The 24,917-nt window shown below is 75.3% G+C and carries 27 protein-coding genes; 13 read left to right on the plus strand and 14 right to left on the minus strand.

Annotated features, from left to right (window positions below):
- Positions 1-46: 46 nt before the first annotated feature.
- Both ACZ60W_RS21375 and ACZ60W_RS21380 read left to right on the plus strand, forming a co-directional pair.
- On the plus strand, positions 47-295 hold the full coding sequence (locus tag ACZ60W_RS21375) for a type B 50S ribosomal protein L31 (RefSeq protein ID WP_469756914.1): 249 nt from the start codon (positions 47-49) through the stop codon (positions 293-295).
- 117 nt (positions 296-412) lie between these two features.
- On the plus strand, positions 413-1,249 hold the full coding sequence (locus ACZ60W_RS21380) for an SDR family oxidoreductase (RefSeq protein ID WP_469756974.1): 837 nt from the start codon (positions 413-415) through the stop codon (positions 1,247-1,249).
- Positions 1,250-1,391: 142 nt separating this feature from the next.
- On the opposite strand, the gene ACZ60W_RS21385 is transcribed toward ACZ60W_RS21380, so the two are convergent.
- The 3 genes from ACZ60W_RS21385 to ACZ60W_RS21395 form a co-directional block, all read right to left on the minus strand.
- Positions 1,392-1,889, minus strand: coding sequence for a peptidylprolyl isomerase (locus ACZ60W_RS21385; protein ID WP_469756915.1), 498 nt, complete (start codon positions 1,887-1,889; stop codon positions 1,392-1,394).
- 143 nt (positions 1,890-2,032) lie between these two features.
- On the minus strand, positions 2,033-2,245 hold the full coding sequence (locus tag ACZ60W_RS21390; RefSeq protein ID WP_366301544.1) for a hypothetical protein: 213 nt from the start codon (positions 2,243-2,245) through the stop codon (positions 2,033-2,035).
- Entirely contained in the window at positions 2,242-2,889 is a 648-nt protein-coding gene (locus ACZ60W_RS21395; protein ID WP_469756916.1) for a DUF6629 family protein, read from the minus strand. Before ACZ60W_RS21395 ends, ACZ60W_RS21390 begins: the two co-directional genes overlap by 4 nt.
- 99 nt (positions 2,890-2,988) lie before the next feature.
- On the opposite strand from ACZ60W_RS21395, the gene ACZ60W_RS21400 reads away from it, so the two are divergent.
- Positions 2,989-3,510: an AMIN-like domain-containing (lipo)protein gene (locus ACZ60W_RS21400; protein WP_469756917.1), complete on the plus strand. Its 522-nt coding sequence runs from the start codon at positions 2,989-2,991 to the stop codon at positions 3,508-3,510.
- Positions 3,511-3,568: 58 nt separating this feature from the next.
- On the opposite strand, the gene ACZ60W_RS21405 is transcribed toward ACZ60W_RS21400, so the two are convergent.
- On the minus strand, positions 3,569-4,246 hold the full coding sequence (locus ACZ60W_RS21405) for a response regulator (RefSeq protein WP_469756918.1): 678 nt from the start codon (positions 4,244-4,246) through the stop codon (positions 3,569-3,571).
- Positions 4,243-5,511: a sensor histidine kinase gene (locus ACZ60W_RS21410; RefSeq protein ID WP_469756919.1), complete on the minus strand. Its 1,269-nt coding sequence runs from the start codon at positions 5,509-5,511 to the stop codon at positions 4,243-4,245. The genes ACZ60W_RS21405 and ACZ60W_RS21410 overlap by 4 nt, the downstream gene beginning before the upstream one ends.
- Before the next feature lie 134 nt (positions 5,512-5,645).
- Between ACZ60W_RS21410 and ACZ60W_RS21415 the strand changes: the two genes are divergently transcribed.
- On the plus strand, positions 5,646-6,554 hold the full coding sequence (locus ACZ60W_RS21415) for an ATP-binding cassette domain-containing protein (protein WP_469756920.1): 909 nt from the start codon (positions 5,646-5,648) through the stop codon (positions 6,552-6,554).
- Entirely contained in the window at positions 6,551-7,393 is an 843-nt protein-coding gene (locus tag ACZ60W_RS21420; protein ID WP_469756921.1) for an ABC transporter permease, read from the plus strand. Before ACZ60W_RS21415 ends, ACZ60W_RS21420 begins: the two co-directional genes overlap by 4 nt.
- Before the next feature lie 3 nt (positions 7,394-7,396).
- Here ACZ60W_RS21420 and ACZ60W_RS21425 read toward each other — a convergent pair whose 3' ends face one another.
- Both ACZ60W_RS21425 and ACZ60W_RS21430 read right to left on the minus strand, forming a co-directional pair.
- Complete coding sequence (locus ACZ60W_RS21425) at positions 7,397-8,254, minus strand: YhjD/YihY/BrkB family envelope integrity protein (protein WP_469756922.1); 858 nt, start codon at positions 8,252-8,254, stop codon at positions 7,397-7,399.
- 85 nt (positions 8,255-8,339) lie between these two features.
- Positions 8,340-8,813 (minus strand): winged helix-turn-helix transcriptional regulator, encoded by a 474-nt coding sequence (locus ACZ60W_RS21430; protein WP_469756923.1) that lies wholly within the window; start codon positions 8,811-8,813, stop codon positions 8,340-8,342.
- 101 nt (positions 8,814-8,914) lie between these two features.
- On the opposite strand from ACZ60W_RS21430, the gene ACZ60W_RS21435 reads away from it, so the two are divergent.
- Positions 8,915-9,427, plus strand: coding sequence for a PaaI family thioesterase (locus ACZ60W_RS21435; protein WP_469756924.1), 513 nt, complete (start codon positions 8,915-8,917; stop codon positions 9,425-9,427).
- A 2-nt stretch (positions 9,428-9,429) separates the two neighbouring features.
- Here the strand turns inward: ACZ60W_RS21435 and ACZ60W_RS21440 are convergent, their stop codons facing one another.
- Positions 9,430-9,795: a luciferase domain-containing protein gene (locus tag ACZ60W_RS21440; protein ID WP_366301558.1), complete on the minus strand. Its 366-nt coding sequence runs from the start codon at positions 9,793-9,795 to the stop codon at positions 9,430-9,432.
- Positions 9,796-9,931: 136 nt separating this feature from the next.
- Positions 9,932-11,107, minus strand: coding sequence for a PP2C family protein-serine/threonine phosphatase (locus ACZ60W_RS21445; protein ID WP_469756925.1), 1,176 nt, complete (start codon positions 11,105-11,107; stop codon positions 9,932-9,934).
- A 181-nt stretch (positions 11,108-11,288) separates the two neighbouring features.
- Between ACZ60W_RS21445 and ACZ60W_RS21450 the strand changes: the two genes are divergently transcribed.
- The 3 genes from ACZ60W_RS21450 (at position 11,289) to ACZ60W_RS21460 (ending at position 14,230) form a co-directional block, all read left to right on the plus strand.
- Complete coding sequence (locus tag ACZ60W_RS21450) at positions 11,289-12,170, plus strand: AAA family ATPase (protein ID WP_469756926.1); 882 nt, start codon at positions 11,289-11,291, stop codon at positions 12,168-12,170.
- Positions 12,167-13,555, plus strand: a complete 1,389-nt coding sequence (locus ACZ60W_RS21455; protein WP_469756927.1) for a VWA domain-containing protein — start codon at positions 12,167-12,169, stop codon at positions 13,553-13,555. The genes ACZ60W_RS21450 and ACZ60W_RS21455 overlap by 4 nt, the downstream gene beginning before the upstream one ends.
- Before the next feature lie 90 nt (positions 13,556-13,645).
- Positions 13,646-14,230: a nucleosidase gene (locus ACZ60W_RS21460; RefSeq protein WP_469756928.1), complete on the plus strand. Its 585-nt coding sequence runs from the start codon at positions 13,646-13,648 to the stop codon at positions 14,228-14,230.
- A gap of 35 nt (positions 14,231-14,265) precedes the next feature.
- On the opposite strand, the gene ACZ60W_RS21465 is transcribed toward ACZ60W_RS21460, so the two are convergent.
- On the minus strand, positions 14,266-15,447 hold the full coding sequence (locus ACZ60W_RS21465; RefSeq protein ID WP_469756929.1) for an alpha/beta hydrolase family protein: 1,182 nt from the start codon (positions 15,445-15,447) through the stop codon (positions 14,266-14,268).
- 348 nt (positions 15,448-15,795) lie between these two features.
- On the opposite strand from ACZ60W_RS21465, the gene ACZ60W_RS21470 reads away from it, so the two are divergent.
- From ACZ60W_RS21470 to ACZ60W_RS21480, 3 genes are all read left to right on the plus strand, one after another.
- A complete protein-coding gene (locus tag ACZ60W_RS21470; protein ID WP_469756930.1) occupies positions 15,796-15,909 on the plus strand; it encodes a putative leader peptide in 114 nt (37 codons plus the stop codon).
- Between the two features lie 122 nt (positions 15,910-16,031).
- Complete coding sequence (locus tag ACZ60W_RS21475; protein WP_469756931.1) at positions 16,032-17,141, plus strand: LLM class flavin-dependent oxidoreductase; 1,110 nt, start codon at positions 16,032-16,034, stop codon at positions 17,139-17,141.
- A complete protein-coding gene (locus tag ACZ60W_RS21480) occupies positions 17,138-18,502 on the plus strand; it encodes an NtaA/DmoA family FMN-dependent monooxygenase (protein WP_469756932.1) in 1,365 nt (454 codons plus the stop codon). Before ACZ60W_RS21475 ends, ACZ60W_RS21480 begins: the two co-directional genes overlap by 4 nt.
- A gap of 86 nt (positions 18,503-18,588) precedes the next feature.
- Here ACZ60W_RS21480 and ACZ60W_RS21485 read toward each other — a convergent pair whose 3' ends face one another.
- The 4 genes from ACZ60W_RS21485 to ACZ60W_RS21500 all read right to left on the minus strand — a co-directional run bounded on the left by ACZ60W_RS21485 (position 18,589) and on the right by ACZ60W_RS21500 (position 23,873).
- Positions 18,589-20,475 (minus strand): CocE/NonD family hydrolase C-terminal non-catalytic domain-containing protein, encoded by a 1,887-nt coding sequence (locus tag ACZ60W_RS21485; RefSeq protein ID WP_469756933.1) that lies wholly within the window; start codon positions 20,473-20,475, stop codon positions 18,589-18,591.
- 149 nt (positions 20,476-20,624) lie between these two features.
- On the minus strand, positions 20,625-21,731 hold the full coding sequence (locus ACZ60W_RS21490; protein WP_469756934.1) for a PP2C family protein-serine/threonine phosphatase: 1,107 nt from the start codon (positions 21,729-21,731) through the stop codon (positions 20,625-20,627).
- Position 21,732: 1 nt separating this feature from the next.
- Entirely contained in the window at positions 21,733-23,217 is a 1,485-nt protein-coding gene (locus ACZ60W_RS21495; RefSeq protein WP_469756935.1) for an MFS transporter, read from the minus strand.
- Positions 23,214-23,873 (minus strand): TetR/AcrR family transcriptional regulator, encoded by a 660-nt coding sequence (locus tag ACZ60W_RS21500; protein ID WP_469756936.1) that lies wholly within the window; start codon positions 23,871-23,873, stop codon positions 23,214-23,216. Before ACZ60W_RS21500 ends, ACZ60W_RS21495 begins: the two co-directional genes overlap by 4 nt.
- A 321-nt stretch (positions 23,874-24,194) precedes the next feature.
- Between ACZ60W_RS21500 and ACZ60W_RS21505 the strand changes: the two genes are divergently transcribed.
- Entirely contained in the window at positions 24,195-24,779 is a 585-nt protein-coding gene (locus tag ACZ60W_RS21505) for a TMEM165/GDT1 family protein (protein WP_469756937.1), read from the plus strand.
- Positions 24,780-24,917: the final 138 nt, after the last annotated feature.

The following is a 24,917-nucleotide window of genomic DNA, read 5'->3' on the forward strand; positions in this document are numbered from 1 at the left end:
GCCGTGAGGGCCGGCCACGTCTGGACCGCAAGCCCGAGGAGGACGCGTGCAGCAGGACAAGCAGCCCGAGTACGGCCCGGTGGTCTTCCGCGACCGCTCGGCCGGGTACGCCTTTCTGACCCGGTCCACCGCGAAGAGCGACCGGACGATCGAGTGGGACGACGGCGAGACGTACCCGGTGATCGACGTCGAGATCTCCTCGGAGAGCCATCCGTTCTACACGGGCACGGCGCGGACCGTGGACTCCGAAGGCCGGATCGCCAGGTTCGAGCGCCGTTTCGGCGAGGGGAGCTGAGCCTGCCGGAACCGGTCCGGTGAAACTGGCCGGAGGATGGCCAGTTCGCCTTCCAGGATGAGGTCACGAAGACGGCGGGGCGTCCGCTCCGCCGCCGACTTCCTGGAGGGGACTGCCGTGATCCTGGTGACCGGAGCGACGGGCAACGTGGGACGACCGCTGGTGGAGCTGCTGGCCGCGGCGGGCGAGAGGGTGACGGCGGTGAGCCGCCGGCCGGGCGGGGAGCTGCCCGTCGGGGTCGCGCACCGCCGGGGCGACCTGGCCGACGTCGACGGCCTGAAGGAGCTGTTCGAGGGCGCCGAGGCCGTCCACCTGATCGCGCCCGGCCTCGGGGACGTACTGCGTCCGGAAGAGATCGTCGCGGCCGCGGCGGCCGGCGGGGTGCGGCGGATCGTGCTGCAGTCCTCGCAGCTGGTGGGGACCCGGCCCGGATCGGCCTCGCACGCGGCCCTGCGGGCGTTCGAGACGGCGGTGCGGGCGTCGGGGCTCGACTGGACCGTCCTGCGCCCCGGGGGCTTCGCCTCCAACGCGTTCCTCTGGGCCGATCAGGTGCGGACGGCCCGCACGGTCGCGGCCCCGTTCGCCGACGTGGCGCTGCCGGTGGTCGACCCGCTGGACATCGCCGAGGTGGCGGCGACCGCGCTGCGGGACCCGGCGCACTCGGGGCGTACGTACGTGCTGACCGGTCCGGCCGCGGTGTCGCCCCGCGAGCAGGCGGCGGCCCTCGCGGCGGCGCTGGACGCTCCGGTGGGGTTCGTGGGCCTCACCGCGGAGGAGGCCAGGGCGGGGCTGGTGCGGTTCCTGCCGGAGGAGGCCGTCGACGGGATGCTGGCGGTGATGGGCTCCCCCGGTCCCGAGGAGCGGCGGGTGAGCGCCGACGTGGAGCGGGTCCTCGGCAGGGCTCCCCGGTCCTTCGCGGCGTGGGCGGAGCGGAACGCGTCCGCCTTCGCCTGAGGCTCCGCGAGCGTGCGCCGCTCCGGGCGCTGGGGAGCCGCGGCGGGGGCGGGGACGCGGGTCCGGCGGACACCGCTCCCCGCCTCCGGCCGGGTGGTCGGGCGAGGGCGCGCGGCGCCCTCGGCTCGGACCGGGAAGGCGACTAGGCCTTCACGATGCCGGACTCGGCGACCTTGATGGAGGCGCTGGTGGCGCCGGAGCGGGAGCCGAGGCCCTCGATCTTCTTGACCAGGTCCTGGCCCTCGACGACCTCGCCGAAGACGACGTGCTTGCCGTCGAGCCAGTCGGTGACGATCGTGGTGATGAAGAACTGCGAGCCGTTGGTGTTGCGGCCGGCGTTCGCCATCGAGAGCAGGAACGGGCGGTCGTGCTTCAGCGTGAAGTTCTCGTCGGCGAACTTCTCGCCGTAGATGCTCTTGCCACCGGTGCCGTTGCCGTTGGTGAAGTCGCCGCCCTGGAGCATGAACTGCGGGATGACGCGGTGGAACGGGGAGCCGGCGTAGCCGAAGCCGTGCACGCCGGTGGCGAGCTCGCGGAAGTTCGTCGCCGTCTTCGGGACGACGTCGTCGTACAGCTTGAAGACGATCCGGCCGGCGGGCTCGTCGTTGATGGTGATGTCGAAGTAAACGTTGTCGCTCATGGGGACATCCTGTCATTACTCGCGCACTGCGCGCGCACGGGCCGCCTCCTCCCGGGTCACGGCGTGCCGGTGCCCCGCGGCAGGCGGGGGCGCGGGGCACGGGGCACGGGTCGCGACGGGGGGATTCCCGCGGGGCGGTGGGGTCAGAGAAGGCTGCCCGGGGCCTGGTCCTGGAGGGCGCCCTGGGCGCCTTCGACGGTCTCGTGGAGGACGGGGGCGACCTGGTCGTCCTGGAGGAGACCGGTGGCGCCGCCGAGCGGGCTCTCCACGGCGCTCGCCTGCGGCGGCGGGGTGACGAGAGCGGTGACGACGCCTGCGGCGAGGGAGGCGATGGCGAGCATGCTGCGCTTCTTCATGCCCGGGTCAACTGCTGAGAGGCCGTGGGGTTACGGCCGGGACGCCGCCGGATCCAGACGAGGAGCAGCAGCGAGGCCACGGCGGCGAGGGCGCACCAGGTGGAGACGAAGGCGGTGCGCCACAGGACCGCGCAGACGACGGCCCCCGCTCCGGTGACGAGTCCGAGCAGCCGGAGCAGCCGGTCGCGGGCGAGGAGCAGGGCCCCGACGGTGGCGACGAGGTAGCCGGCGAGGACCAGGGGTCCGTGCGGCAGGTCGACGGCGTAGCCGAGGGTGTGGCCCCGGACCTCGGCCGCGACGGGGTGGGTGGCGAGCCGGACGGCGAGGGCGGCGGCGGTCGCGGCGCCGACGGCGAGCGGCACCCCCAGCCGGCGCCGGTCGGCGGGGGGCGCGGCCGCCATGACGCCGGACGGCACCCAGAGCGCCAGGAGGGGCAGGGCGATGACGGCCCAGGCGAGCGTGGCGGGTCCGGTGCCGCCGCCCCCGTGCCAGACGGCGGCCTCGACCACCTGGTGGGCGCCCAGGAGCAGGGGGAGGGCCGCGAGCGGGGCGTCGGCGGGACGGCGTACGGCCGCGAGGCAGGCCATGCCCACGGCGCCGATCCCGAGGCCCGCCCAGAGGTCCGCCGTCGCACTCCAGCACATAGCGCACTTTTACCCCATAAAGGGTGGAACCGTACGCTGGTGACGGATGTCTCTCCCCATGACACCACTGTCCCCGAACAGCAGAAACAGGGGGACGTCATGCTGCACCGTCACCCCCTCGCGGCCGTCGCCGCGGGAATTCTCCTGACCGCCGGAATCGGCGCCACGATCCCGGCCGGCGCTTCCGGCGCCGCCGCCCGCACCTCCGCCGCACCGACGACGTCCCTGGTGGTCGGCGCCCGCTGGGGCGGCCACGCCACCTTCGACCGGCTCGTGATCGACGTGCGGGGCGCCCTGCCCACCGTCGCGGTGCGACCGGTCTCCGCTCTCCACTACGACGGATCGGGAGCCCGGGTCCCGCTTCCGGGGAGGTACTTCCTGACGATCACGCTCTCCCCCGCCGCCGCGCACGACGACGCCGGGCGCCCCGTCCACCACGGGCCCCGACTGGCGAACACCGGTCTGCCCGTCCTCAAGGGGGTGGCCCTGACCGGCGACTTCGAGGGCGTCGTCTCCTTCGGGGCCGCCTTCGACTCCCCACCCGCCTACAAGACGTTCACGCTCCACTCCCCCGAGCGGTACGTGATCGACATCGCCCGTCCGGCCGGCTGCCGGGCCTGACGCGACGGCGGGACGGGACCGTCCTCGGGGACGGTCCCGTCCCGGTGCGGGCGGCCGTTCAGCCGGCGGAGACCAGGCCCGCCTCGTACGCGATGATCACCAGCTGCACGCGGTCGCGGGCGTCCAGTTTGGCGAGCAGGCGGGTGACGTAGGTCTTCGCGGTGGCGACGCTGATGTGGAGCTCCGCGGCGACCTCGGTGTTGGACAGGCCGCGTCCGACGAGGGTGAGGACCTGGCGCTCGCGGTCGGTGACGCCCTCGATCCCGCGGCGCGGCGCGGGGGCGGACCGGGGGCGGCCGGTGAACTCCTTGATGAGGCGCCGGGTGACGCCGGGCGCGATGAGGGCGTCCCCGCAGGCCACGACGCGGACGGCGGCGAGGATGTCGTCGAGGGCCATGTCCTTGACGAGGAACCCGGACGCGCCCGCGTGCAGGGCTCCGTAGACGTGGTCGTCGTCGTCGAAGGTGGTGAGGACGACGACCCGGGCGCCGGTCGGCCCGGAGGTGATGAGCCGGGTGGCCTCGATGCCGTCCGTGCCGGGCATGCGCAGGTCCATGACGACGACGTCGGCGCCGGTCTCCTCCACGAGCCGCACGGCCTCGGCGCCGTCGGCCGCCTCGCCGGCGACGACGAGGTCCGGGGTGTCGGTGATGACCATGCGGAGGGCCGTGCGCACCAGCGGCTGGTCGTCGGCGAGGACGACCCGGACGGGCCGCCCGACGGTGGTCTCGGTCATGGGGTGGTGACTCCTGGGGCGGTGACGGGGACGGGGATCCGGGCGGTGACGCGAAAGCCGCCGCCGGGGCGCGGGCCCGCCGAGAACGCGCCGTCGAGCAGGCCGACGCGCTCTCGCAGGCCGGCGAGGCCGTATCCCGAACCCGGGCCGGGGCGCTCCCGGGCCGGGCCCGCGGCCCGCGTGCCGCGGCGGGGCGCGCCCCGGTCCTGGACGGTGACCACGACGGCGTCGGGGGCCGCGCGGTCGACGGTGACCTCGCAGACGTCGGCGTCCGAGTGACGGACGACGTTGGTGACGGACTCCTGGACGATGCGGAAGGCGGAGAGGTCGATCTCCTGCGGCAGCGGCCGGGACGGTCCGAGGCGGCGGACGGAGACGCGGACGCCGGCGGCCCCGGTGGTCTCGGCGAGCCGGTCGAGCGCGGCGAGGCCGGGCATCTCGGGGAGGCTCCGGTCCGTCCGGCCCGTGGCCGAGTCGGCTTCCGCTTCCGCGGTGCGGAGGGCGCCGAGCATCCGGCGCAGTCCGGCGAGCGTCTCGCGGCCCGCCGTCTCGATCTCGGTGAGCGCCTGCCGGGCCTGTTCGGGCTGGGTCTCGATGACGCGGCGGGCGGCCCCGGCCTGGAGGGCGACGATGCCGATGCTGTGGGCGACCGTGTCGTGCATCTCGCGGGCGATCCGGAGCCGTTCGGCGGTGGCGGCCTGCTCGGCGACGCGGGCGCGGGTCTGTTCGGCGTGGGTCCGGGTCTGCCGCTCGGAGCGGCCGAGGAGCCAGGCGACGACGGCGGCGAGGCCCACGGCCAGTTCCACGGTGGTGCCGACCGACCAGCCCTTGAGGAGCCGGACGGCGAGGTAGCCGCCGAGCACCCCGAGGGAGAGCCCGAGGGCGCGGTTCGCGGCGCGGGGCGGACCGGTGGCGGCGACGACGTAGAGGGCCACGTCCACCGAGAGGTACTGCGCGAACGGGATGGCCGTGACGCCGAGCGGGGTGCAGCAGACGACGGCGGCGGCGAGCAGGTGGACGAGCGCGGCCGTCGGACGGCGGGTCAGGAGCACGCTGCCGCGCAGCGCGAGGGCCGTGGCGACGACCGTCATCGTGATGCCGTCCCAGCGGAGGATGACCACCCCGGGCATGACCTCGGCGGTCTCCTGGCCGGGCAGGCGCATGCGCAGCAGCGCGGTGAAGAGCAGGCCGGCGACCCAGGCGAGCGCCGTCCACCCGCCGGGGGTGATCCTCCTGAGGAACGGTGCTGACGCGGTGGCGGACATGCGGTGACCGTAGGCGGCGGTCCGGGGCGGGGGCATCGGACCCGGGGTGTACGCCCAGGGGTGACAGAGGCGGCCGCGGATTGTCGCCACCGGTCCGATGCCCCCCACGGCGTCCGGGCGGCACGGTGGTGCCCATGATCGAAGTCAGGGAACTCACCAAGCGCTACGGCGCCACGACCGCCGTCGACGCGCTCACCTTCACCGTCCGGCCGGGACGCGTCACCGGGTTCCTGGGGCCCAACGGCTCGGGCAAGAGCACCACCTTGCGGATGATCCTGGGCCTGCACGTGCCGACGAGCGGTGCGGTGACCGTCGACGGCCGGCGGTTCGCGGACCGGCCGCGCGGGCTGCGGCACGTCGGCGCGCTGCTCGACGCCGGGGACGTCCACGGTGGGCGGACCGCCCGGGCCCATCTGGCGGTGCTGGCGCGCGGCAACCGCATCCCGCTCGCCCGGGTCGACGAGGTCCTGGAGGAGGTCGGGCTCGCCGCTGCCGCCAAGCGCCGGATCGGCGGATACTCGCTGGGGATGCGCCAGCGGCTCGGCATCGCCGGCGCTCTTCTCGGCGACCCGCCGGTGCTGCTGTTCGACGAGCCGCTGAACGGCCTGGACCCGGAGGGCGTCGCATGGGTGCGGGGCTTGTTCCGACGGCTGGCCGAGGAGGGCCGGACGGTCTTCGTGTCGAGCCACCTGATGACCGAGATGGAGCACACGGCGGACGACCTGGTCGTCATCGGGCGGGGCGCGCTGATCGCGGCGGAGAGCCTGGGGGAGTTCGCGGCGCGGGGCAGGCGTCCGAGCGTGATCGTCGGCGCCCCCGGACGGGCGCGGCTGACGGCCCCGCTGCGCGCGGAGGGTGCCGAGGTCGAGGAGGAGGCCGGGGTGCTCTCGGTGACCGGGCTCCCGGCGGCCCGGATCGGCGAGCTGGCCCTGGAGCACCGGGTGGCGCTCGACCGGCTCACCCCCCGCACGGCCTCTCTGGAGGAGGCGTTCATGGAACTGACCGCCGACCGTGTCGAGTACCTCGCTGGAGACGCCCGATGACGACCCTGACCCTTCCCGCGGCCGCCCCGCCGGAGCCGCGCGCCCGCTTTCGCGACCTGGTGGCGTCCGAGTGGCTGAAGCTGTGGTCGCTGCGCTCGACGGGCTGGTCGCTCTTGCTGGGCGGGCTCGCGGTGGTCGGCTTCAACGCCGGCACCGCGTGGGACCACTACCGCTACTGGCTGCAGTACGACGCGGGGAGCCGGGCCGAGTTCGTGGCGAACGACATGGCGCTGTGGGACGCGTTCACGTACAACGCGGTGATGGTCCTGATCCTCTGCTCGGGTGCGTTCGGCGTGATGGCGGTGGTCGGCGAGTACGGGAGCGGGCTGATCCGTACGACGTTCACGGCGGTGCCGGCGCGGAGTTCGCTGACGGCGGCGAAGGTGCTGGTCGTGACGGTCTCGCAGACCCTGTTCGGGGCGGTGGTCGCGGGCGCGTCGTTCTGGTCGACGCAGGCGATGCTGTCGGCGCGGGGCATCGGGCTGCCGATCACGCATCCGGGGGCGGCCCGCATCGTGGTGGCCTCGGCTCTCCTCGCACCCGTGTGCGCGGTGGCGGGGACGGCGGTCGGCGCGCTGCTGCGCCGGAGCGCGCCCTCGGTCGTCGCCACGGTGCTGCTGCTCCTGCTGCTGCCCGCGGTGCTGTCGGACCGGCGGCACCTGACCGCGGTCCTCGCGCACGCGACGCCCCTCCACGCCTGGCAGCGGCTGGCGGACGCGGGCCCGCCCGTCGGGGAGCCGTTCCCGTGGTCGGCGGGCGGCGCGTGGCTGGTGTACGCGCTGTGGGCGCTGGGCGCGGCGGGGGTGGCGGTGCTCGCGGTGCGCCACCGGGACCAGTAGGGGTCAGCGGGGGCGCTTCAGACGGCGGCTGACGAGGTGTTCGTGGACGAGGCGTCCGGCGAGGGCGCCTCCGTAGACGACGAAACCGACGCCGACCAGCCAGGACTGGAGGACGAGGACGGTGCCGAACTGGCCGTAGGTGACGGCGTTGGAGGCGATGAGCGGGGAGAAGACCAGCTGGGAGAAGATCCGCAGGCCGAGCAGGCCGAGCGCGGTGAGGACGGCGCCGGGTGCGAGGGCGCGCCAGCGGATGCGGCCGCAGAGCAGGAAGCGCTGGGACCACCAGAAGAAGAGGAAGGTGCCGAGGGTGTCGCCGACGGCGACCGCGGTGGTGACGTCGGCCGGTGCGTCCCCGGGCGCGGGGAAGGCGACGAAGACCAGCAGGGACGCGATGAGGACGGCGAGCCAGACGACGTGGCGCCACATGGTGTGCCAGCGGGCCGTGGGGAGGTCCCAGACCCGCTCGTACCCGGTCTGCACGGCGGATCCGAAGGTGACGCCGAAGGCCGCGAGGGCCGCGAGGCCGAAGGCGGTGGTGCGCTGGAGGGCCTGGCCCGGCTGGCCGAAGAGCCGCTCGACCTCCTCCTGCGAGACCTCGGTGACGCCGAGGCCCTGGACGAGCCAGCGGGCGAAGCCCTGTCCGCTGGCGAGGTCGGCCGCGGCGACGACGATGAGGAGCGGGACGAGCGTGAGGAGGCTGAGCGCGGCGAAGCCCATGGCGCGGTGCATGAGTTCCATGGCGCGGCCGCGGTTCCAGGCGAGCCCGACGGGCGAGGCGAGGACACGGGCGTGGAGCCGCTGGAACCAGTGGCCGTTCTCGGTGGGGGCGCCGTCGTGCGGCGGACCGGGAGGAGAGGGCATGCCACGTGAGGTACCCGGCCGGGCGCCGGGCCATCGCAGGGGTGCGGCCGAACGGGTGGCGGCGACCGGCGGGACGGGCGGCGCCTCAGGGGCGGAGCGGGCGGGCTCCGGGTCCGGGGCGGGCGGTGACGTCGCGGGCCGTGAGGGTGGCGTGCTCCTCGCCCTCGCACTGGACGACGACGCGGACCGGGGCGCCGCAGCCGGTGTGGGAGATGTCGAGGACGGGGCCCTCGGGCTCCGGGGCGTGGCTGTCGCCCCACTGCTTCAGGGCGAGGAGGACGGGCCAGAGGTCGACGCCCTTGCGGGTGAGCCGGTACTCGTACCGGGTGCGGGCGCCGGGTTCGCGGTAGGGCTCGGCGCGCAGGACGCCGGCCGCGACGAGCTTGCGGAGGCGGTCGGCGAGGACGGCCTCGGACAGGCCGAGGTGGCGGCGGAACTCGTCGTACCGGCGGACGCCGTTGAAGGCGTCGCGCAGGACGAGCAGGGTCCACTTCTCGCCGACGAGGTCCAGGGTGCGGCGTACCGGACAGTTCTCCGTGTCCGTCTCCAGCCATTTCATCGTCACACTGTAGCCACCTGACTGCTTCGTTGACAGTCAGCTGACGCGAGGGCTAGCTTCGCCGTACAGAGTCAGCTGGACGCACAGGGTGGAGAGTGGTCATGGGTCGGTCGCGCACGGTCGAGTGGGAGGACCCCGCGGCCTCCGCGCGGGCCGCGGGGGCGATGGCGGGGCTCGACTTCCTGAGGGAGATGATCGCCGGACGGCTGCCCGGACCGCCGATCGCCGCGCTCCTCGGCTTCACCCTGGAGGAGGTCGAGGACGGCCGGGCGGTCTTCGCCTTCGAGCCGGGCGAGGAGCACTACAACCCGATCGGCAGCGTGCACGGCGGGGTCTACGCGACCCTGCTCGACTCGGCGGCCGGCTGCGCCGTGCACGCGACGCTGCCGCAGGGCGCCGCGTACACCTCGCTGGACCTGTCGACCCGCTTCCTGCGGCCGCTCACGGCGGGCACCGGAAAGGTCCGTGCGGTCGGCACGGTGCTGTCCCGGGGCCGCCGCACGGCGCTGGCGGAGGCGGGGCTCTACGACGCCGAGGACCGGCTGCTCGCCCACGCGACGAGCACCTGCATGATCTTCCCCGTGCCGGACGGGGGCGGGACAGCGCGCGCGTAGCGTCAGCGCGCCCCCGGGACCGGGAGGGTACGGGTGCAGCCGTCGGGGGCGACGTCGGGAACACCGTTGGCCTGGAGTGCCGCGCTGACCAGGGTGGCGAGCAGGTCGATGTCCGAGCCCATGTCCAGACGGACCGTCACCCACCCGGATCCGGCACGCAGGCGCACCGCGCTCGACCCGAGGAGGGCGTGGCGCAGTTTCGCGACCATGGCCCGGGTGAGATGGACGTCGGCCTCGTGTTCGCCGTGGAAGTGGACGATCTCCTGCGTCGCGGTGCCCAGTCCGAGCTCGGCGCCGCAATGGGCGCGGCCGGGGGTCAGCGAGGGCCAGCTCATCAGACGTTCACTGGCATGCCTGGCCGTGTTCATACGAGGAGCGTGCCGGGCGCCGGGGCCGTGCACAAGCGTCCTGCGGAAACAATCCGGCCCGGGCGCGAAACAGGTGGCCGAGAACCGCGGTGTGACCGTGCGTCACCGCGTTTCGTGGGGAGGAAGTGACTTTGTGTCACGATGTCGGGCGCGCGCGGACACGCGCCGCGAGCACGGCGACGTCGTCCTCGGCGGCGTCGGCACCGAGCCGCCGGAGCACCTCGTCGACGACCTCCTGCGGACCGGAGTCCGCGCGGAGCCGCAGCGCGGCGAGCCGGGCGAGCGAGACGTCGATGTCCTCGCCCCGCCGCTCGACGAGGCCGTCGGTGAAGATCAGCAGGGTCTCGGCCGGGGTCAGCGCGCGCGTCGTGGGTTCATAGCCACCGACACCGGTCCCGAGCGGCGGACCCACCGGCAGCTCCACGAGCTCCGCGGACCCGTCCTCGGCGAAGACCACGGGCGGCAGGTGGCCCGCGGCGGCGAAGGTCGCGGTGCCGCGCGCCGGGTCGACCCGGACCAGCAGGCAGGTCGCAGGGCGGCGCGCGTCGTCCTCGGCGACCACGGAATCGAGGTGGCGGAGCACCCGGTGCGGCGGCAGATCGGTCGCCGCGACCTCCCGCAAGGCCGTGCGGCAGGCGTTCATGTCGACCGCGGCGGCCAGGCCGTGCCCCATCACGTCGCCGACGACGAGAAGGGTGCGGCCGAAGGGGAGGCGCACGGTCTCGAACCAGTCGCCGCCCACCAGGGTGCGATGGCCGGCGGGCAGGTAGCCGCCCGCCACCTCCAGGTTCGGATGCGGCCGGCCCGGTTCGGCCACGAGGGCGCGCTGGAGGTGGAGCGCGGTGTCCTCGGTCGCGGCGAGCCGCCGGGCGTGCGCCAGGTGGCGGGCCGCGAGCCGCGCGGCCTGCCGGAGCAGCGCCGCCTCGCCCTCGGCGAAGGGCCGTTCGGCGGCCCGCGTGACGGTGACCGCACCCAGGGGCTTCTCGTCCCCGACGGCGAGGGGCACCGAGAGCGCGGCGGCCGGAGGGGCCGGCGCGGGGTCGGATGCGGGGTCCGGCACCGTGCCGTCGGGGGGTGGCGGGCCGGGCGCGGCTCGCCCCGCCGCCGGATTGGCGGCGGCCCTCCGCTCCGGGCCGCCCCCCTCGGCGAGGAGGTCGACGTCGACGGAGACCCCGTCGAGGTGGCGGACGAGGAAGGACGCGAGTTCCCGGCAGGTCGTCGCGGCGTCGAGCGTGGTGCCGATGTCGCCGATCGCCTGCTCCAGCGCCCGCGCCCGCGCCCCGGCCGGCGACGGCTCGTCCCGTTCCGCCACGACACCTCCACCGGCCGCGCGGTCCTCCGGGTGGCGTACCCGGTCTCCCCCATCGCACCAGGGGGCGGCGTCCCGCGCGGCGCGGACCTCGTGCGGGACGGTTGTGCGACGGTCCCCGATCTGATCGAGTACTCCTGATGCTACTGGCCGGTAAGCCGCTTCGCTCCCCGGGGGGACAGCCATGACCACCGCCACGACGACCGGATTCTTCGCCTCCGTCGACGAGGTCGCCGAACGGCTCGCCGCGACCGGCTACCTGGCGTCGCCCGCCGTCGCGACCAGCGTCTTCCTCGCGGACCGGCTGGGCAAGCCGCTGCTCGTCGAAGGTCCGGCGGGCGTGGGCAAGACCGAGCTCGCCAAGGCCGTCTCCGCGGTGACGGGGGCGCGGCTGGTGCGGCTGCAGTGCTACGAGGGCGTCGACGAGTCCCGGGCCCTGTACGAGTGGAACCACGCCAAGCAGCTGCTGCGGATCACGGCCGGACGCGGCGAGTCCTGGGACGAGGCCCGCACGGACGTCTTCGGCGAGGAGTTCCTGCTCCCCCGGCCGCTGCTGACCGCGATCCGCTCCGAGGAGCCGACGGTGCTCCTCATCGACGAGACCGACAAGGCCGACGTCGAGGTCGAGGGCCTGCTCCTGGAGGTGCTCGGCGATTTCCAGGTGACCGTGCCCGAGCTGGGCACCATCACGGCGACGCGGCGGCCGTTCACCGTGCTGACCTCCAACGCGAGCCGCGAGCTGTCCGAGGCCCTCCGGAGGCGCTGCCTCTTCCTGCACATCGGCTTCCCCGAGGAGGAACTGGAGCGCCGGATCGTCGCCCTGAAGGTCCCCGGGCTCGACGCCGCGCTCGCCGCGTCCGTGGTGCGGGTCGTCGGCGCCCTGCGGGCGATGGACCTGCGGAAGGTGCCGTCCGTCTCGGAGACGGTCGACTGGGCCCGGACCCTCCTCGCGCTCGGCGCGGGCCGACTGGACGAGAACGTCGTACGGGAGACGCTGGGCGTCCTCCTCAAACACCAGGACGACATCGTCAGGGCGGCGGCCAAGCTCGACCTGGACGCGGTGTGAGCACGGCGGCCCCCTCGGACGGGACCACGGAACGTCTGACGGGTCTCGTGGCGGCGTTGCGCGCGCACGGGTTCGGCATCGGCACGGGCGAGACGGTCGACGCCGGGCAGGCCCTTGAGGCGGTCGGGTTCGCGGACCGCGAGCGGGTCCGGGAGGCACTGGCGGCGACCCTGCTCCACGGCCTTCCGCAGCGCGGCGTCTTCGACCGGGTCTTCGACCTGTACTTCCCGCTCGGCGGCGGCGCGTCCGGGGCGGCGGAGACACCCGGCGGCGCGGCGGACAGGGCCGCGCTGCGGGAGCGGCTCGCCGAGGCCCTGGCCGCCGGCGACACCGCGGCCCTCGACGTGCTCGCCGCCGAGGCCGTGGGCGGCTTCGGCGGATTCGGTTCGGGCCCCGAGTCGGACGGGTGGTCCTCCTACCAGACGCTGTCCCGGATCCGTCCGGAGACGCTGCTCGCCCGGGTCAGGGAGCTGCGCCGGGCGGAGGCCGGGGCGGCGGAGCCCGAGTTCACCGACCGGCTGCTCGACGACGAGATACGGCGCCTGATCGAGTCGTTCCGGGAGCGGGTGCGGACCGAGGCGCGGCGGCGTGTCGCCGAGCGGCAGGGCCGGGACCGGGTCGCCCGGCGGGCCGTCGCCGCGACGGCGGACCGGGTGGACTTCCTGCTCGCCGGGCGGGCGCAGCTGGACGAGCTGCGGCGCACCGTCCGGCCGCTGGCGCGCAAGCTGGCCACCCGGCTCGCGGCCCGGCGGCGACGAGCGGCCCGCGGGGCGATCGATCTGCGACGCACGCTGCGCGGCTCGCTGTCGACCGGCGGCGTGCCGATGCGCCCGGTCCTGCGCCGCCGTCCTCCCCGGCGGCCCGAGCTGGTCCTGCTGTGCGACGTGTCGGGGTCGGTCGCGGGCTTCGCCCAGTTCACGATGCTGCTCGTGCGGGCGCTGCACGACCAGTTCAGCCGGGTGCGGGTCTTCGCGTTCGTCAACCGGACGGACGAGGTCACGGACCTGATCGCCCGGGGCCCGGAGGACCCCGCCGCGCTCGGCGACCTGATCCTCGGCGAGGCGCGGCTGACCGGCTGGCACGGGCAGAGCGACTACGGGACCTCGCTCGGCGAGTTCGCCGAGCGGTACGCGGACGCCGTCGGCCCGCGCACCGTCGTGTTCGTCCTCGGTGACGCCCGCACCAACGGCGCCGATCCCCACCTCGCGGCACTGCGGCTGATCGCCGCCCGGGCCCGCCGGGTCCACTGGCTCAACCCCGAGCCGCCGTCCCTCTGGGGCACCGGCGACTCCGTGGCCCCGGCCTACGCCGAGGTCGTGGACATGCGCCCCTGCCGTAACGCCCGGCAGCTCGGCGCCCTGATCGGGCGGCTGCTGCCCGTCTGACGCGGGAGCACGGCCCGGCGGCCGGGAGGAGGCCGCCGCCGGGTCCGCCCGGTTGTACGAAGACCTGACCGGCGAACTAGCGTGGCCCTCATGGAACTCTTGGGAGAGATCACCGCCGGCCGTCCCCTGTTCGTCGTCGCGGTCAAGGAGGAGGCGCAGTTCCTCGACACGAACCTGCCCGTGCTGCTGACCGGCATGGGCAAGGTCAACGCGGCGACCGCACTCGCGACCGTGCTGGGCCGGGGCCCGCGGCCCTCCGGGATCGTGAACCTGGGCACCGCGGGCGCGCTGCGGCACGGCTGGACGGGCACCCACGTGGTCGGCACGGTGGTCCAGCACGACCTGGACGGGGAGCTGCTCGCCACCCTGACCGGCGAGACGTACGGAGCGCCGCTGACCCTGCCGGACGGCGGAGAGGTGGTGCTCGCCACCGGCGACGCGTTCATCTCGGACGAGGCGGCCCGCGTCCGGCTCGCGGAGCGGGCGGCCCTGGTCGACATGGAGGGGTACGCGCTGGCCACGGCCGCCGCGCTCGCCGGCGTCCCGCTGCGCATCGTGAAGCACGTCAGCGACGAGGCCGGCGACGGAGCCGCCCGCAGCTGGCGCGAGTCCGTCGCCGAGTGCGCGCGGGCGCTGGCGGAGTGGGCCGAGGCGAACACCCCGTACCGCTCCTGAGTCCGGGCGCGGCCCGCGCGCTCCCGGCCCCCTCGTCAGGGGTTCTGGAAGTGGACCTCCGGGTTCTCCTGCGACGGGCCGTCGAGGAGCGGGCGCGGGAGCCCGCGCAGGTGCCGGTCGAAGAAGGCGGCGACGTACGTCCGGGTGACGGCGACGGCCCGCTCGGTGGGCAGCTCGGACTGGGGCAGGCCGAAGTGACGGGCGATCACGGGGCCGTCGGAGAAGGTGAAGTGCTCGGATCCGGCGACGGTGATCCAGCGCTTCCACCCGCCGAGCGCGCTCCACGTCGAGTCCCACGTGGTGTCCGTCCCGCCCGGCAGGTGCATCGCGTCGTGGGTGCCGAGCATCATGAACGGGCGGCCCCCGAGACCGTCCGCGGGGAGCTCCTCCCAGAACGCGCCGTCCATGTCGATCCCGGCGTCGATGCGCCGGTCGGCGGCCATCGCGGTGGCCGCGCTCGCCCCGCCGATGGAGTGTCCGGCCATGCCGATCCGGCCGCGGTCGATGACGGCGGCGTACCGCCACGCCGGCCGTGGTCCGGTGAGCCGGTCCAGGACGTGGCGCATGTCGGCGGCACGGGTCGACGTCACGACGCTTCCGTGCACCCCGCCCTCGTCCAGGGCCGTGCAGGCGACACACGTCAGGGTGCGGCCGTCGGGGAGGCTGATGCCGTACGACTCGTAGGCGTGGTCCACGGAGGCGACGACGTAGCCGCGGGAGGCGAGGTCCTCGGCGAGGTGGGTCAGCGTCCAGCGGGAGACGCCGAAGCCCGGCGAGAGCAGCACCAGGGGGCGCCGCCCCGGCGCGGGCCGGGCGTCGGTCCTGCTGTGGGTGCGGGTGCGGGCGAGTTCGTCGCCGGAGACGCCGGGACCGAGCTGTGCGGCCAGCAGCCGGGCCTCCTCGCGAGTGGCATACGGAGCCGGGCGGCCGCCCCCGGAGCGCGAGGCCGGGTAGTGCAGGGTGACCATGAGCGCCCGCCCGTCGGCGGTGGGCACCCAGGGGTCGGTGCGGGAGTGGTCGACCAGCGGCAGCACGGTGCTGCCGACGGCGTACGGACCGGTGGGCGCCGGCAGGACGGCGGCACGCGCGGAGGGCACGGAGGAGGCGGCCGGGCCCGTGGCTCCCGGCGTGACGGCCGCCGTGGCGGCTCCGGCGGTGGTCAAGGCGAGCGAGCAGGCGAGAACGGCGGCCGCGGCCGCCCGGGTGATTCGGGTCATGCGGGCACGGTAGGCGGCGGGAGCCGGGGGGCGCGTCCGCCCACGGTCCCCCCCTTCGGTCAGCCCGGAGTCTGACGCGGTTTCCGGCCGGGGGCCGACACGCGACGGGGCCCCAGGCCAAGCCCACGACCACCCCGGCTCCGGGGCCACGACCACCCCCGGGTGCGAGGCCACGACGCCCCCCGGATACGCGGCCGCGGCCGACGGCGTCGACCCGACTTCCCCTGTCCAGAAGCCTCCTGACGTCCCGAGGGCCGGCCCTCCCTTGACAGTCCGGAAGACGTCCTGCCTATGGTGAGCCGGAGTCCTCGTCCGCACCGGGCGGGTCCACCACCGGGGGAGGCGCACGTGGTCGCGACGCGCACCGCGCCGTACGCCCCCGTCGACGCCCGGCTGGTCTGCCGTCGGCACGTCGACCTCTGCCGCACCTCCTCGGCCATCTGTCCTTCCCCTCGCGCCTGATCCCGCCCCGCGCGGGTCCGCGCGTCCCGTGACGTCCCGCCCGACCGGCCCCGGCCCTCCGTGCCCCGCGCACGTCCGCCGCGGGTGCCGTCGTGCGCTCCCCGACCTCCGGAAGGACTCCCATGCCCCGCCCCGCCCTGCACCTGGCCGTCGAGATCGACGGCGACGGTGCCCATCCGGCCGCGTGGCGCCGTGCCGCGCACGCCCCCGGCGCCCTGCTGAGCCCGCGGCGGCTCGCCCGGGTCGCCGCCGTCGCCGAGAACGCCGGTTTCACCCTGGTCACGCTGGAGGACTCGATCCTGCCGCCCGGTTCCGGCGCGGACCCGGTGGGCCGGATCGGCGCGGTCGAACGCGCCGCCTTCGTGGCCGCCTCGACGAGCGTCCTCGGCGTCGCGCCGGTGGTGGCGACGACGTACGCCGAGCCGTTCCACGTCTCTTCGCAGCTCGCCTCGCTGGACCACGTCTCGGCCGGCCGCGCCGGCTGGGTGGTGGGGGTCGAGGAGGACCCCGGAGCCGCCCGTGCCTGGGGCCGGCCCGTGGTCGAGGGCGCCGACGCCCTGGCCCGCGAGGCCCACGACGGACTGCGGGTCGTGCGGGACCTGTGGGATTCGTGGGAGGACGACGCGGTGATCCGGTCCGTCGCCACGAGCCGCTACCTCGACCGATCCCGCCTGCACGCCATCGACTTCACGGGCGAGACCTACTCCGTGCGGGGGCCCTCGATCGTGCCCCGTCCCCCGCAGGGGCGCCCCGTGGTGCTCGCCCGGCGGGGCGTCGTTCCCCCGGGGCTCACCGACGTGGCCTTGGTGGGCGGCGCCACCGAGGCGCGGGCGGCGGCGACGGCCTCCGGCGCGCCGCTGGCCTTCGCCGAGATCGAGGTGGCCCTGGACACCCCGCGGGAGACGGCCCGGGAACGGATCGCCGACCTGGAGCGGTCCGCACCCTGGGAGCGGCACCCCGGCCGGCTGCGGTACACGGGTTCCGCCGACGGGCTGGTGACCCTCCTGGCCGACCTGGCCGGCCGCGTCGACGGCGTCCGGCTCCATCCGCTCGTCGTCGACGAGGACCTCGCGGTGCTCTCCCGGCTCGTCCTGCCCGAGCTGTTCGTGCGGCGCCTCGCCGCACGGCCGCTGCCGGGCACCACCCTGCGCGCCGCCCTGGGCCTGCCCCGGCCGCCGAGCCGCTTCACGACCGAAACCGCCGCCGTGCCCGTCCCGGAGGAGACCCGATGACCCGCGCCGACCACGACGACGTGCCCCGCCCCGACGCCCGCCTGCACTTCGGGGTGTTCTTCCAGGGGGTCAACCACTGGACGATCTGGTCGGACCCCGCCAGCGGTTCCCAGATCGACCCGGCGTCCTTCCTGCGGGTCGCGCGGACCGCCGAACGCGGCCTGTTCGACGCCTTCTTCCTCGGCGACGGCCTGCGGCTGCGCGAGTCCGGGGGCGGCGTCCACGAACTCGACGTGGCGGGCCGCCCGGACTCGATCACGCAGCTCGCGGCGCTCGCCGCCGCGACCGTGCGGATCGGGCTCGTCTCCACCTCCAACACCACCTTCAACGAGCCCGGTGACCTCGCCCGCCGGCTCGCCGGGCTCGACCTGCTCTCCGGCGGCCGGGCCGGCTGGAACGTGGTGACCACCCACAACGCCTGGACCGGGGAGAACTTCCGCCGCGGCGGCTTCCTCGACCACGCCGACCGCTACACCCGGGCCGAGGAGTTCCTCGCCGTGGCGCGGGCCGTGTGGAACGGCTGGGCGGACGGTGCCGTCGCCGGCTCCGCGGACGCCCGGTCCTGGTCGGTGCCGGAGGCGGTGGGCCGCGTACGGCATCGCGGGGCGCACTTCGACGTGGACCTGGCGCCCACCCTGCCGCGCAGTGCCCAGGGGCATCCGGTGATCTTCCAGGCGGGCGACTCCGGGGAGGGCAGGGACTTCGCGGCGCGCAACGCCGACGTGATCTTCTCCGCGCACGGGACCGACTTCGACGACGCCCTCGCGTTCGCCGAGGACGTCCGGCGCCGGCTCCGCGCCGCGGGCAGGGCCGAGGACGCGCTGCGCATCCTGCCGGGGACGGAGATCGTCCTCGGGACGACCGAGAAGGAGGCGGAGGAGAAGGCCCGCTGGGTGCGGCTGGAGCAGGTGACGCCGGCGGTGGCCCTCGGGATCGCCGGACGCCTGTGGGGCTTCGACCTGTCGGACCGGGACGCCGACGGTCCGCTGCCCGCCGAGGAGCCGGTGGTCGCCCGGGACGAGGGCACCTTCGGCACCCGCTGGGTGGACGACCCCCGCGCGGTGGTGGCCGAGTGGCGGGCCAGGGCGGAGGCCAACGGCTGGTCGCTGCGCGAGACCGTGATCGAGCTGGGCCCGCAGCGCGGGCACGTCGGCACGCCGGCCGGACTCGCCGAGAGGTTCGCCCGGTTCGCCCGCCACGGAGCCGTCGACGGCTTCAACATCTCGCCGTACCTGGTGCCGGACGGCCTCGACGACATCGTCGACCTGCTCGTCCCCGAGCTGCAGGAGCGCGGGGTCTACCGGACCGCCTACACGGGGACGACGCTCCGGGAGCACCTGGAGCTCCCCCCAGCGGCGTGAGGCGACGGGGCTCGGGACGCGCCCCTCGCGCTCCGGGTCCGGCCGACGCTGGGCGCCGGCCGGACCGGCTGTGTCGCCTCCCCCGCTCAGCCCAGGGGCAGGTCCAGGAAGGACGGCGCGTCCTCCGGCGAGCCGAAGGTGGTCTGGGTCCAGGTGACGGACGCGTCGCCGTAGAGCGGGTCCTTGCTGTCGACCACGAGCATGAGGCGGTGGCCGGCCGGGACGTCGTACGCCGCTGCCTGGAGTTCCCAGGTCACGGTGGTGTCCTGCTCCGGCAGGAGGCCGTACACGGTGAGCGGCTCGTGGGTGATGATCCGGGCCGTCTCGTCGTCGGCGACGTCGAGGAGATGCGCGAAGAGGCTCGCGGACGCGGCGGTGGAACGGACGGTGAGGCGCAGGCGCGGGATGCCGCGCACCCGGCGGCCGGCCCGTTCCGCGCCCCTGGGGTCGTAGAGCGGACCGGTGGTCCAGGCGACGGCGTGCCGGCGGTCGATCTTCCGGGTGTCGTAGGTCTTGGGGGTGCCGGACCACTCCGCCTGACCGGTCCTCAGAAGCGCGTCCATGGCGGTCGCCTCGGTGTCGACGCCCGCGAGGAACGCGCGCCGCCAGCCGGTGCCGCCCGCGGTGCCCTCGGCGGCGGGCAGGAGGAGACCGTCGGTGCCGCCCGCGCCGTCGCCGGTGAGCCCGAAGGTCTCGACGCCGGTGGTGACCGCGGCCCAGGCGGCCCGGTGCTCGCGGACGGCGGGCAGGACGATCCGCCGCTCCCCGGTCGGCTCGCCGCCCACGGGGTCCGTGACGGGTTCGGTGATGTAGGTGAACATGACCTGGCCGCAGACCGGCGCCCACTCCGCGACCCCGTTGCGGGCGCCCCGCAGATGGTGGTCGAGCCAGGCGTACGCCTCCTCCAGGGCGAGGTCGGGCCCGTCGGGGTCGGTGCCGGTCAGGCCCGCGCCCTCGGGGGCGGTGTGGTCGCCGATCCAGAGGTTGAGGCGCTTGGGCACCTCCAGGGCGTCGAAGGTCCTGACGACCTGGTTCACGGCGAAGAGTCCCTCGTGCCAGGTGTGGGAGAGGAGGGTGGGCGTCTCGTTCTCGTTGGTCAGGTGCAGGTAGGAGTCGGGGGAGCGCAGCCGGCACCACTCGACGACGGCGTCCAGGTTCCGGTCGGCGAGGAAGTCCGCGAGGACCGCCCGGTCGGCCTCGGCGAACTTCTCCTCCATCGGCCCTCCGGTCAGCGCGAGGAGGGTCCGCACGGCCGCGAGCCGGCGGGTGCCGTGGTCGAGGAGGCCGGCGGCGAGGTCACCCCAGGTGCTCAGCGCGGCGACGGCGGAGACACGGTCGTCGTGGGCGGCGACCAGCCGGCCGATGCCCGAGCCGTAGGAGACGCCGAGGAATCCGACGGTGCTCGGCGCCAGGTGGTCGACGGCGAAGTCCACGACGGACGAGCCGTCGGCCCAGTCGTGGGGCCCCGCGACGTCCACGAACCCCTCGGAGGTGGAGGGCAGTCCGGGGGTGCCGAGGCCGCGGGGCGTGTACGCGAGGACGTGGTGGCCCCGGAGGGCGAGCGCGAGGTACGCCCAGAGGAACAGCGGCCAGCCGTACGGCGTCCAGCCGGCCGGGACGACGACCAGCGGATGGGGGCCGGGACCGCGCTGGCGGAGGCTGAAGGCGGACAGCCGGACGCCGTCGAAGGACTCGATGCGGTGGTGGCCGGGCAGCGCCCGCGCGCGCACCTCCTCGACGCGGGCGGCGAGCGGCGGCGGCAGCAGGGCACGGGGGGCGTCCCCGCCCGCCAGGACGGCGGTGGTCAGGGTCTGGCCGAGCCGGGCGACGTCGGGGTCGACGGTGCCGTCGGCGGCCCACAGGCCGCGGCCCTTCATGCGGGCGGCCTCGGCGGCGCTCACGCCGGCCGTGACGCCCGGGAAGCCGGGGAAGTCTTCGGACGGTCCAGCGGTGAAGGGGTAGTCCTGGGACACGTGCACCCGTTCCTCTCGCCTGGTCTGCTGACGGTCCGCTCTACGGACGGGGCAAGCCTCACGCATCGGGCAGGGCGCGACCAGAGCGCACGAACGGCGCACGTGACGCGCTATCGGGTCACAGCGGACCAAGACGCCCCGGCGTCCGGTCAGGCCGTGTCGGGCGGGAAGGCGACCAGCAGGGCGGCGACGTCGTCGTCGAGGCCGTCGGCACCGTAGGCGGCGAGGTCGCGGTGGAGCAGCGCCGGGACGTGGGCGGGCGCCTCGCGGACCCAGCCGCGCAGCCGGAGCTCCAGCGGGTAGAAGGTGCCGGCCCGGTCGCGGGTCTCGCTGACGCCGTCGGTGTAGAGCAGCATCCGGTCGCCGGGGCCGAACGGGACCTCCTCGATCCGGTGGTGGTTCTCGGCGAGGCCGGCGAGGTTGACGGGCAGCGAGGGGTCGGCGAAGGCGACCGGTGCGACCTCACCGGCGTGCTGGAGGAGCGGGGCGGGGTGACCGCAGCTGAGGAGCCGGGCGATGTTCCGGTCGTCGGGGAGCTCCACCAGGACGACGGTGGCGAAGCGTTCGGCGGCGTCCGAGTCCGGGTCCCAGCCGTTGTAGCGGGCGAGGCCGTCGTCGAGCCGGTCGGCGAGGGACGCCAGGTCGGGGGCGTCGCCGACGGAGGCCCGGAAGGCGCCGAGCAGGACGGAGGCGGTCTCGACGGCGCCGAGCCCCTTCCCCTGGACGTCGCCGAGCATGATGCGGACCGCGCCGGGGACGCGGACGGCCTCGTAGAAGTCGCCTCCGATCCGCGCCTTGGCCGCGGCCGCGAGGTACAGCAGGTGCAGTTCGAACCGTCCGAGCCGCTCGGGCAGCGGGCGCAGCACGACCCGCTGGACGACCTCCGCGACGGCGGTGACCTCCCGCAGGTCCTGTTCGTAGCGGGTGCGGACCCTGCTCACCCAGGCGGCGACGGCGGTGACGACGGCGAGCACGACCTCGCTGGCGAGGAGTTCCTGGGCGGTCTCGGCCCGGCCGAAGCTCAGCAGTCCCCGCAGCGCCATGGTGAACAGCCCGATGCCGATCGTCCCGCGCACGCTCCAGGTGACGGCGGCGAGCGCGGGCGCGGCGACGAGCAGGCGTTCGAACCGCTCCTTGTCGGGGGTGAACACGTCGGCGAGGGTCGTGAGGGCCAGGACCAGGAAGGGCAGGGCGCGACCGAGGTTCAGCTGGGTGCGCGCCGCTCCGGCGGGACGCCGGGGGCCGGCAGCGGGCATCTCATGATCGTACGCAGGCGTCCCGGCCGGAGCGGGGTGGCGGCGGCCCCGGGCGTGTCCCCGGGGGCTTCTGCGGCGGCGCCCCGGCCTGGTCCCGGCGGCCGGGCAGCGCGAGGGCGGCCGGGAGGGCGAGGGCGGCGATCGCTGCCAGCGCGGGCAGGGCGAGCCCCTCGGCGGGGACGAATCCCGCGCTCGGGACGAGGGCCAGCAGCAGGGTCGCGAGGGCGACGCCGAGCGCCGGCCCGATGTTCATCACGGTCTGCTGGAGGCCGCCCGCGACGCCGGCGTGGGCCTCGGGCGCGCGGTGCACGACGACCGAGGTCGCGGTCACCATCAGGACGACGAACCCCGCCCCGAGGAGGGCCGATCCGGCACCGACGACGAGGGCGCCCGCCGTGGTGTCCAGCCGGGAGAACAGCAGGACGCCGGCCGCGAGGAGCGCCGCTCCCCCGGTCGCCGTCCGCCGCGGGCCGAACCGGCGCTGGAGCGGCGGGCAGAGCGGGGCGCCGAGCACCATGCACAGCGCGAGCGGCAGGACGCGCAGGGCGCAGTGGAGCGGGTCGAGCCGCTGGACGTCCTGGAGGAAGTACGTGGCCACGAACAGCGTGCCGAAGAGGGCGGCGGAGGCGGCGAGGAGGACGGCGAGTCCCGCGAGGACGGGCCGGGTGCGCAGGAGGCCGGGCGGCAGGAGGGGCCGTGCGGTCCGCCGTTCGTGGCGTGCGAAGAGGAGGCCGGCGGCGGCGCTCGCCGCGCAGGCGAGCAGCGCGGTCCCCGCCCCGCCGGGACGCGACGCCTCGACGAGGCCGTGGACGAGCAGGCCCAGCGCGGCGGCGAGCAGCACGGCCCCTCCGGGATCGAGCGGGTCACGGCGCACGACCGGCGCGGCGGGGCGGTCCGGTTCTCGGGTCGCCAGGGCCAGGAGGCCGATCGCCAGCGTCGGGGGGACGCCGAGCAGGAAGACGGAGCGCCAGCCGTACGCGGAGACCAGCGCGCCGCCGACGAGCGGTCCCGCCGCGGCGGCGAGGCCGATGACGGCGGTGCGCACGGCGATCGGGGTCGAGAGCCGCTCGGGCGGGTAGGCGGTCCGCAGCATGCCGAGGGTGGCGGGCTGGAGGAGGGCGCCGCAGACGCCCTGGAGGACGCGGAGCAGGATCACGGCGCGGATGCCGGGGGCCAGGGCGACGGCGGCGGAGGCGGCGGCGAACCCGAGGGCGCCGACGGCGAAGATCCTGCGGTGGCCGTACCGGTCCCCGAGGCGGCCGGCGAGGACCAGGAGGCCGGCCACGGCGACGAGGTAGCCGGTGCTGGTCCACTGGACCTGGCCGACGTCGGCGTGCAGGTCGCGCTGGAGGGCCGGCTGGGCGACGGTGAGGACGGTCCCGTCGAGGGCGACGACGGCTGCGCCGACGACGCTGCAGGCGAGGACAGGGGTGCGCCGGCGGGACTCGGCGCCCGCGCCGGGTGTCCGGGGGCGTGTGCGGATCATCGGGCCGGCTCCTCGGGGCCGAGGTGGGCGTCGAGCGCGGCCGTCAGGAAGGGGGCGGGGTCGTCGGCGCCGGTCGCGAGCCGGAGGCTGCCCCATTGGCGGAGCTGGGCGATCCCGTGGAGGTTGGCCCACAGCGCGCCCGCCACGACGGCGGGGTCGGCGTCGGGCCGGACGCGGGCGACGAGGCCGGTCAGGCGGGCGAAGAGCGGCAGGCTCGTCTCGCGCAGCCCCAGCCGCCCGCTCTCCAGGAGGTCGTGGCGGAACATCAGCTCGTACATGCCGGGCCGGGTGGCGGCGTAGTCGAGGTAGACGGCGGCGAGCAGGGCGATCCGTTCCCGGGCGCCGGCGCTCTCGCGGTCCTCGGCGGCGACGCGGCCGGCGAGTTCGGCGAAGCCCTGCCGGGCGATGGCCGACAGGAGGTCGAGGTGGGTGGGGAAGTGGCGGCGGGGCGCGCCGTGGGAGACGCCCGCCCGGCGGGCGATCTCGCGGAGGGTGAGGGCCGGAGCCCCCTTGGCGTTCACCAGCTCGACGCCCACCCGGACCAGCCGCCCGCGCAGGCCGTCGCCGCCCCCGGCGTCCGCGCCGGTAGGGGCCGGGGGGTCGCCGGCCGGGAGGTGGTCGGCCGGCCTCTCTTCGTGTTCCTCGGTGTCACGCATGGACACTGTCTACCAAGATCGAGTAGACAGTGTCTACCCAGGCAGGTGGACAGCGTCTACTCACCGGTGTGTCCGCGTCCGTTACACTGAGGCACAGCGAAGGGGAGTAGCCCTGCGAACCGGTCGTCGACACACTGGAACCCCCGGGTTCCCGGTGACCGGGTCCGCGCACGACGCGGACGGGCGAGACCTTCGGCCAGGCAACAGCCGTACCCGCGTTTCCGTGGGCGCGGTCCGTCATGCCGGGCCGAGTGGTCCTCCCGTCGCCCACCGAGGCGCCGTGCGAAGCCCATGGGCCCGGACCGAGCAGAGAGCCCCGGTATGCACCTCGACCCCTTGGCGATCCTCACCGCCTTCGGGCTGATCTTCCTCGCCGAGCTTCCCGACAAGACGATGTTCGCGTCCCTCGCCATGGGCACGCGCATGCGTCCGCTGTACGTCTGGATCGGCACCTCCACCGCCTTCCTGGCCCACGTCGCCATCGCCGTGGGAGCCGGCAGCCTGCTCGGGCTGCTCCCCGGCTGGTCGGTCAAACTCGTCTCGGCCCTGCTGTTCGGCTTCGGCGCCTTCGTACTGCTGCGCGGCGGGGGCGACGACGACGAGGCGGACGAGGGCGGCCGGACCGTCACCGGCTTCTGGCCCGTCTTCTCGACCGCCTTCATGGCCGTCTTCATCAGCGAGTGGGGCGACCTGACGCAGATCACCACCGCCAACCTCGCCGCCACCAACGGCACCTGGTCGACGGCGATCGGCTCGCTCGCCGCCCTGATGAGCGTCTCCGCCCTGGCCCTCGTGGCGGGCCGGTTCATCGCCAAGCGCGTGCCGCTCAAGACCGTGCAGCGTGTCGGCGGCGTCATCATGGCCGGCCTCGCGATCTGGTCCCTGACGGAGGTCTTCACCGGCTGACGGCCCGCCCGCCGAACGTCCGACGCCGCACACCCCCGCCCGCAGCGGGGGTGTGCGGCGTCCGGCGTCCGGCACGACGACGTCGGGGCCCGCGACACCACGGACACGTGGAGGGGCTCCTCGCACACCCCTTGTTGA

Source organism: Streptomyces sp. NPDC104202, assembly GCF_055584185.1.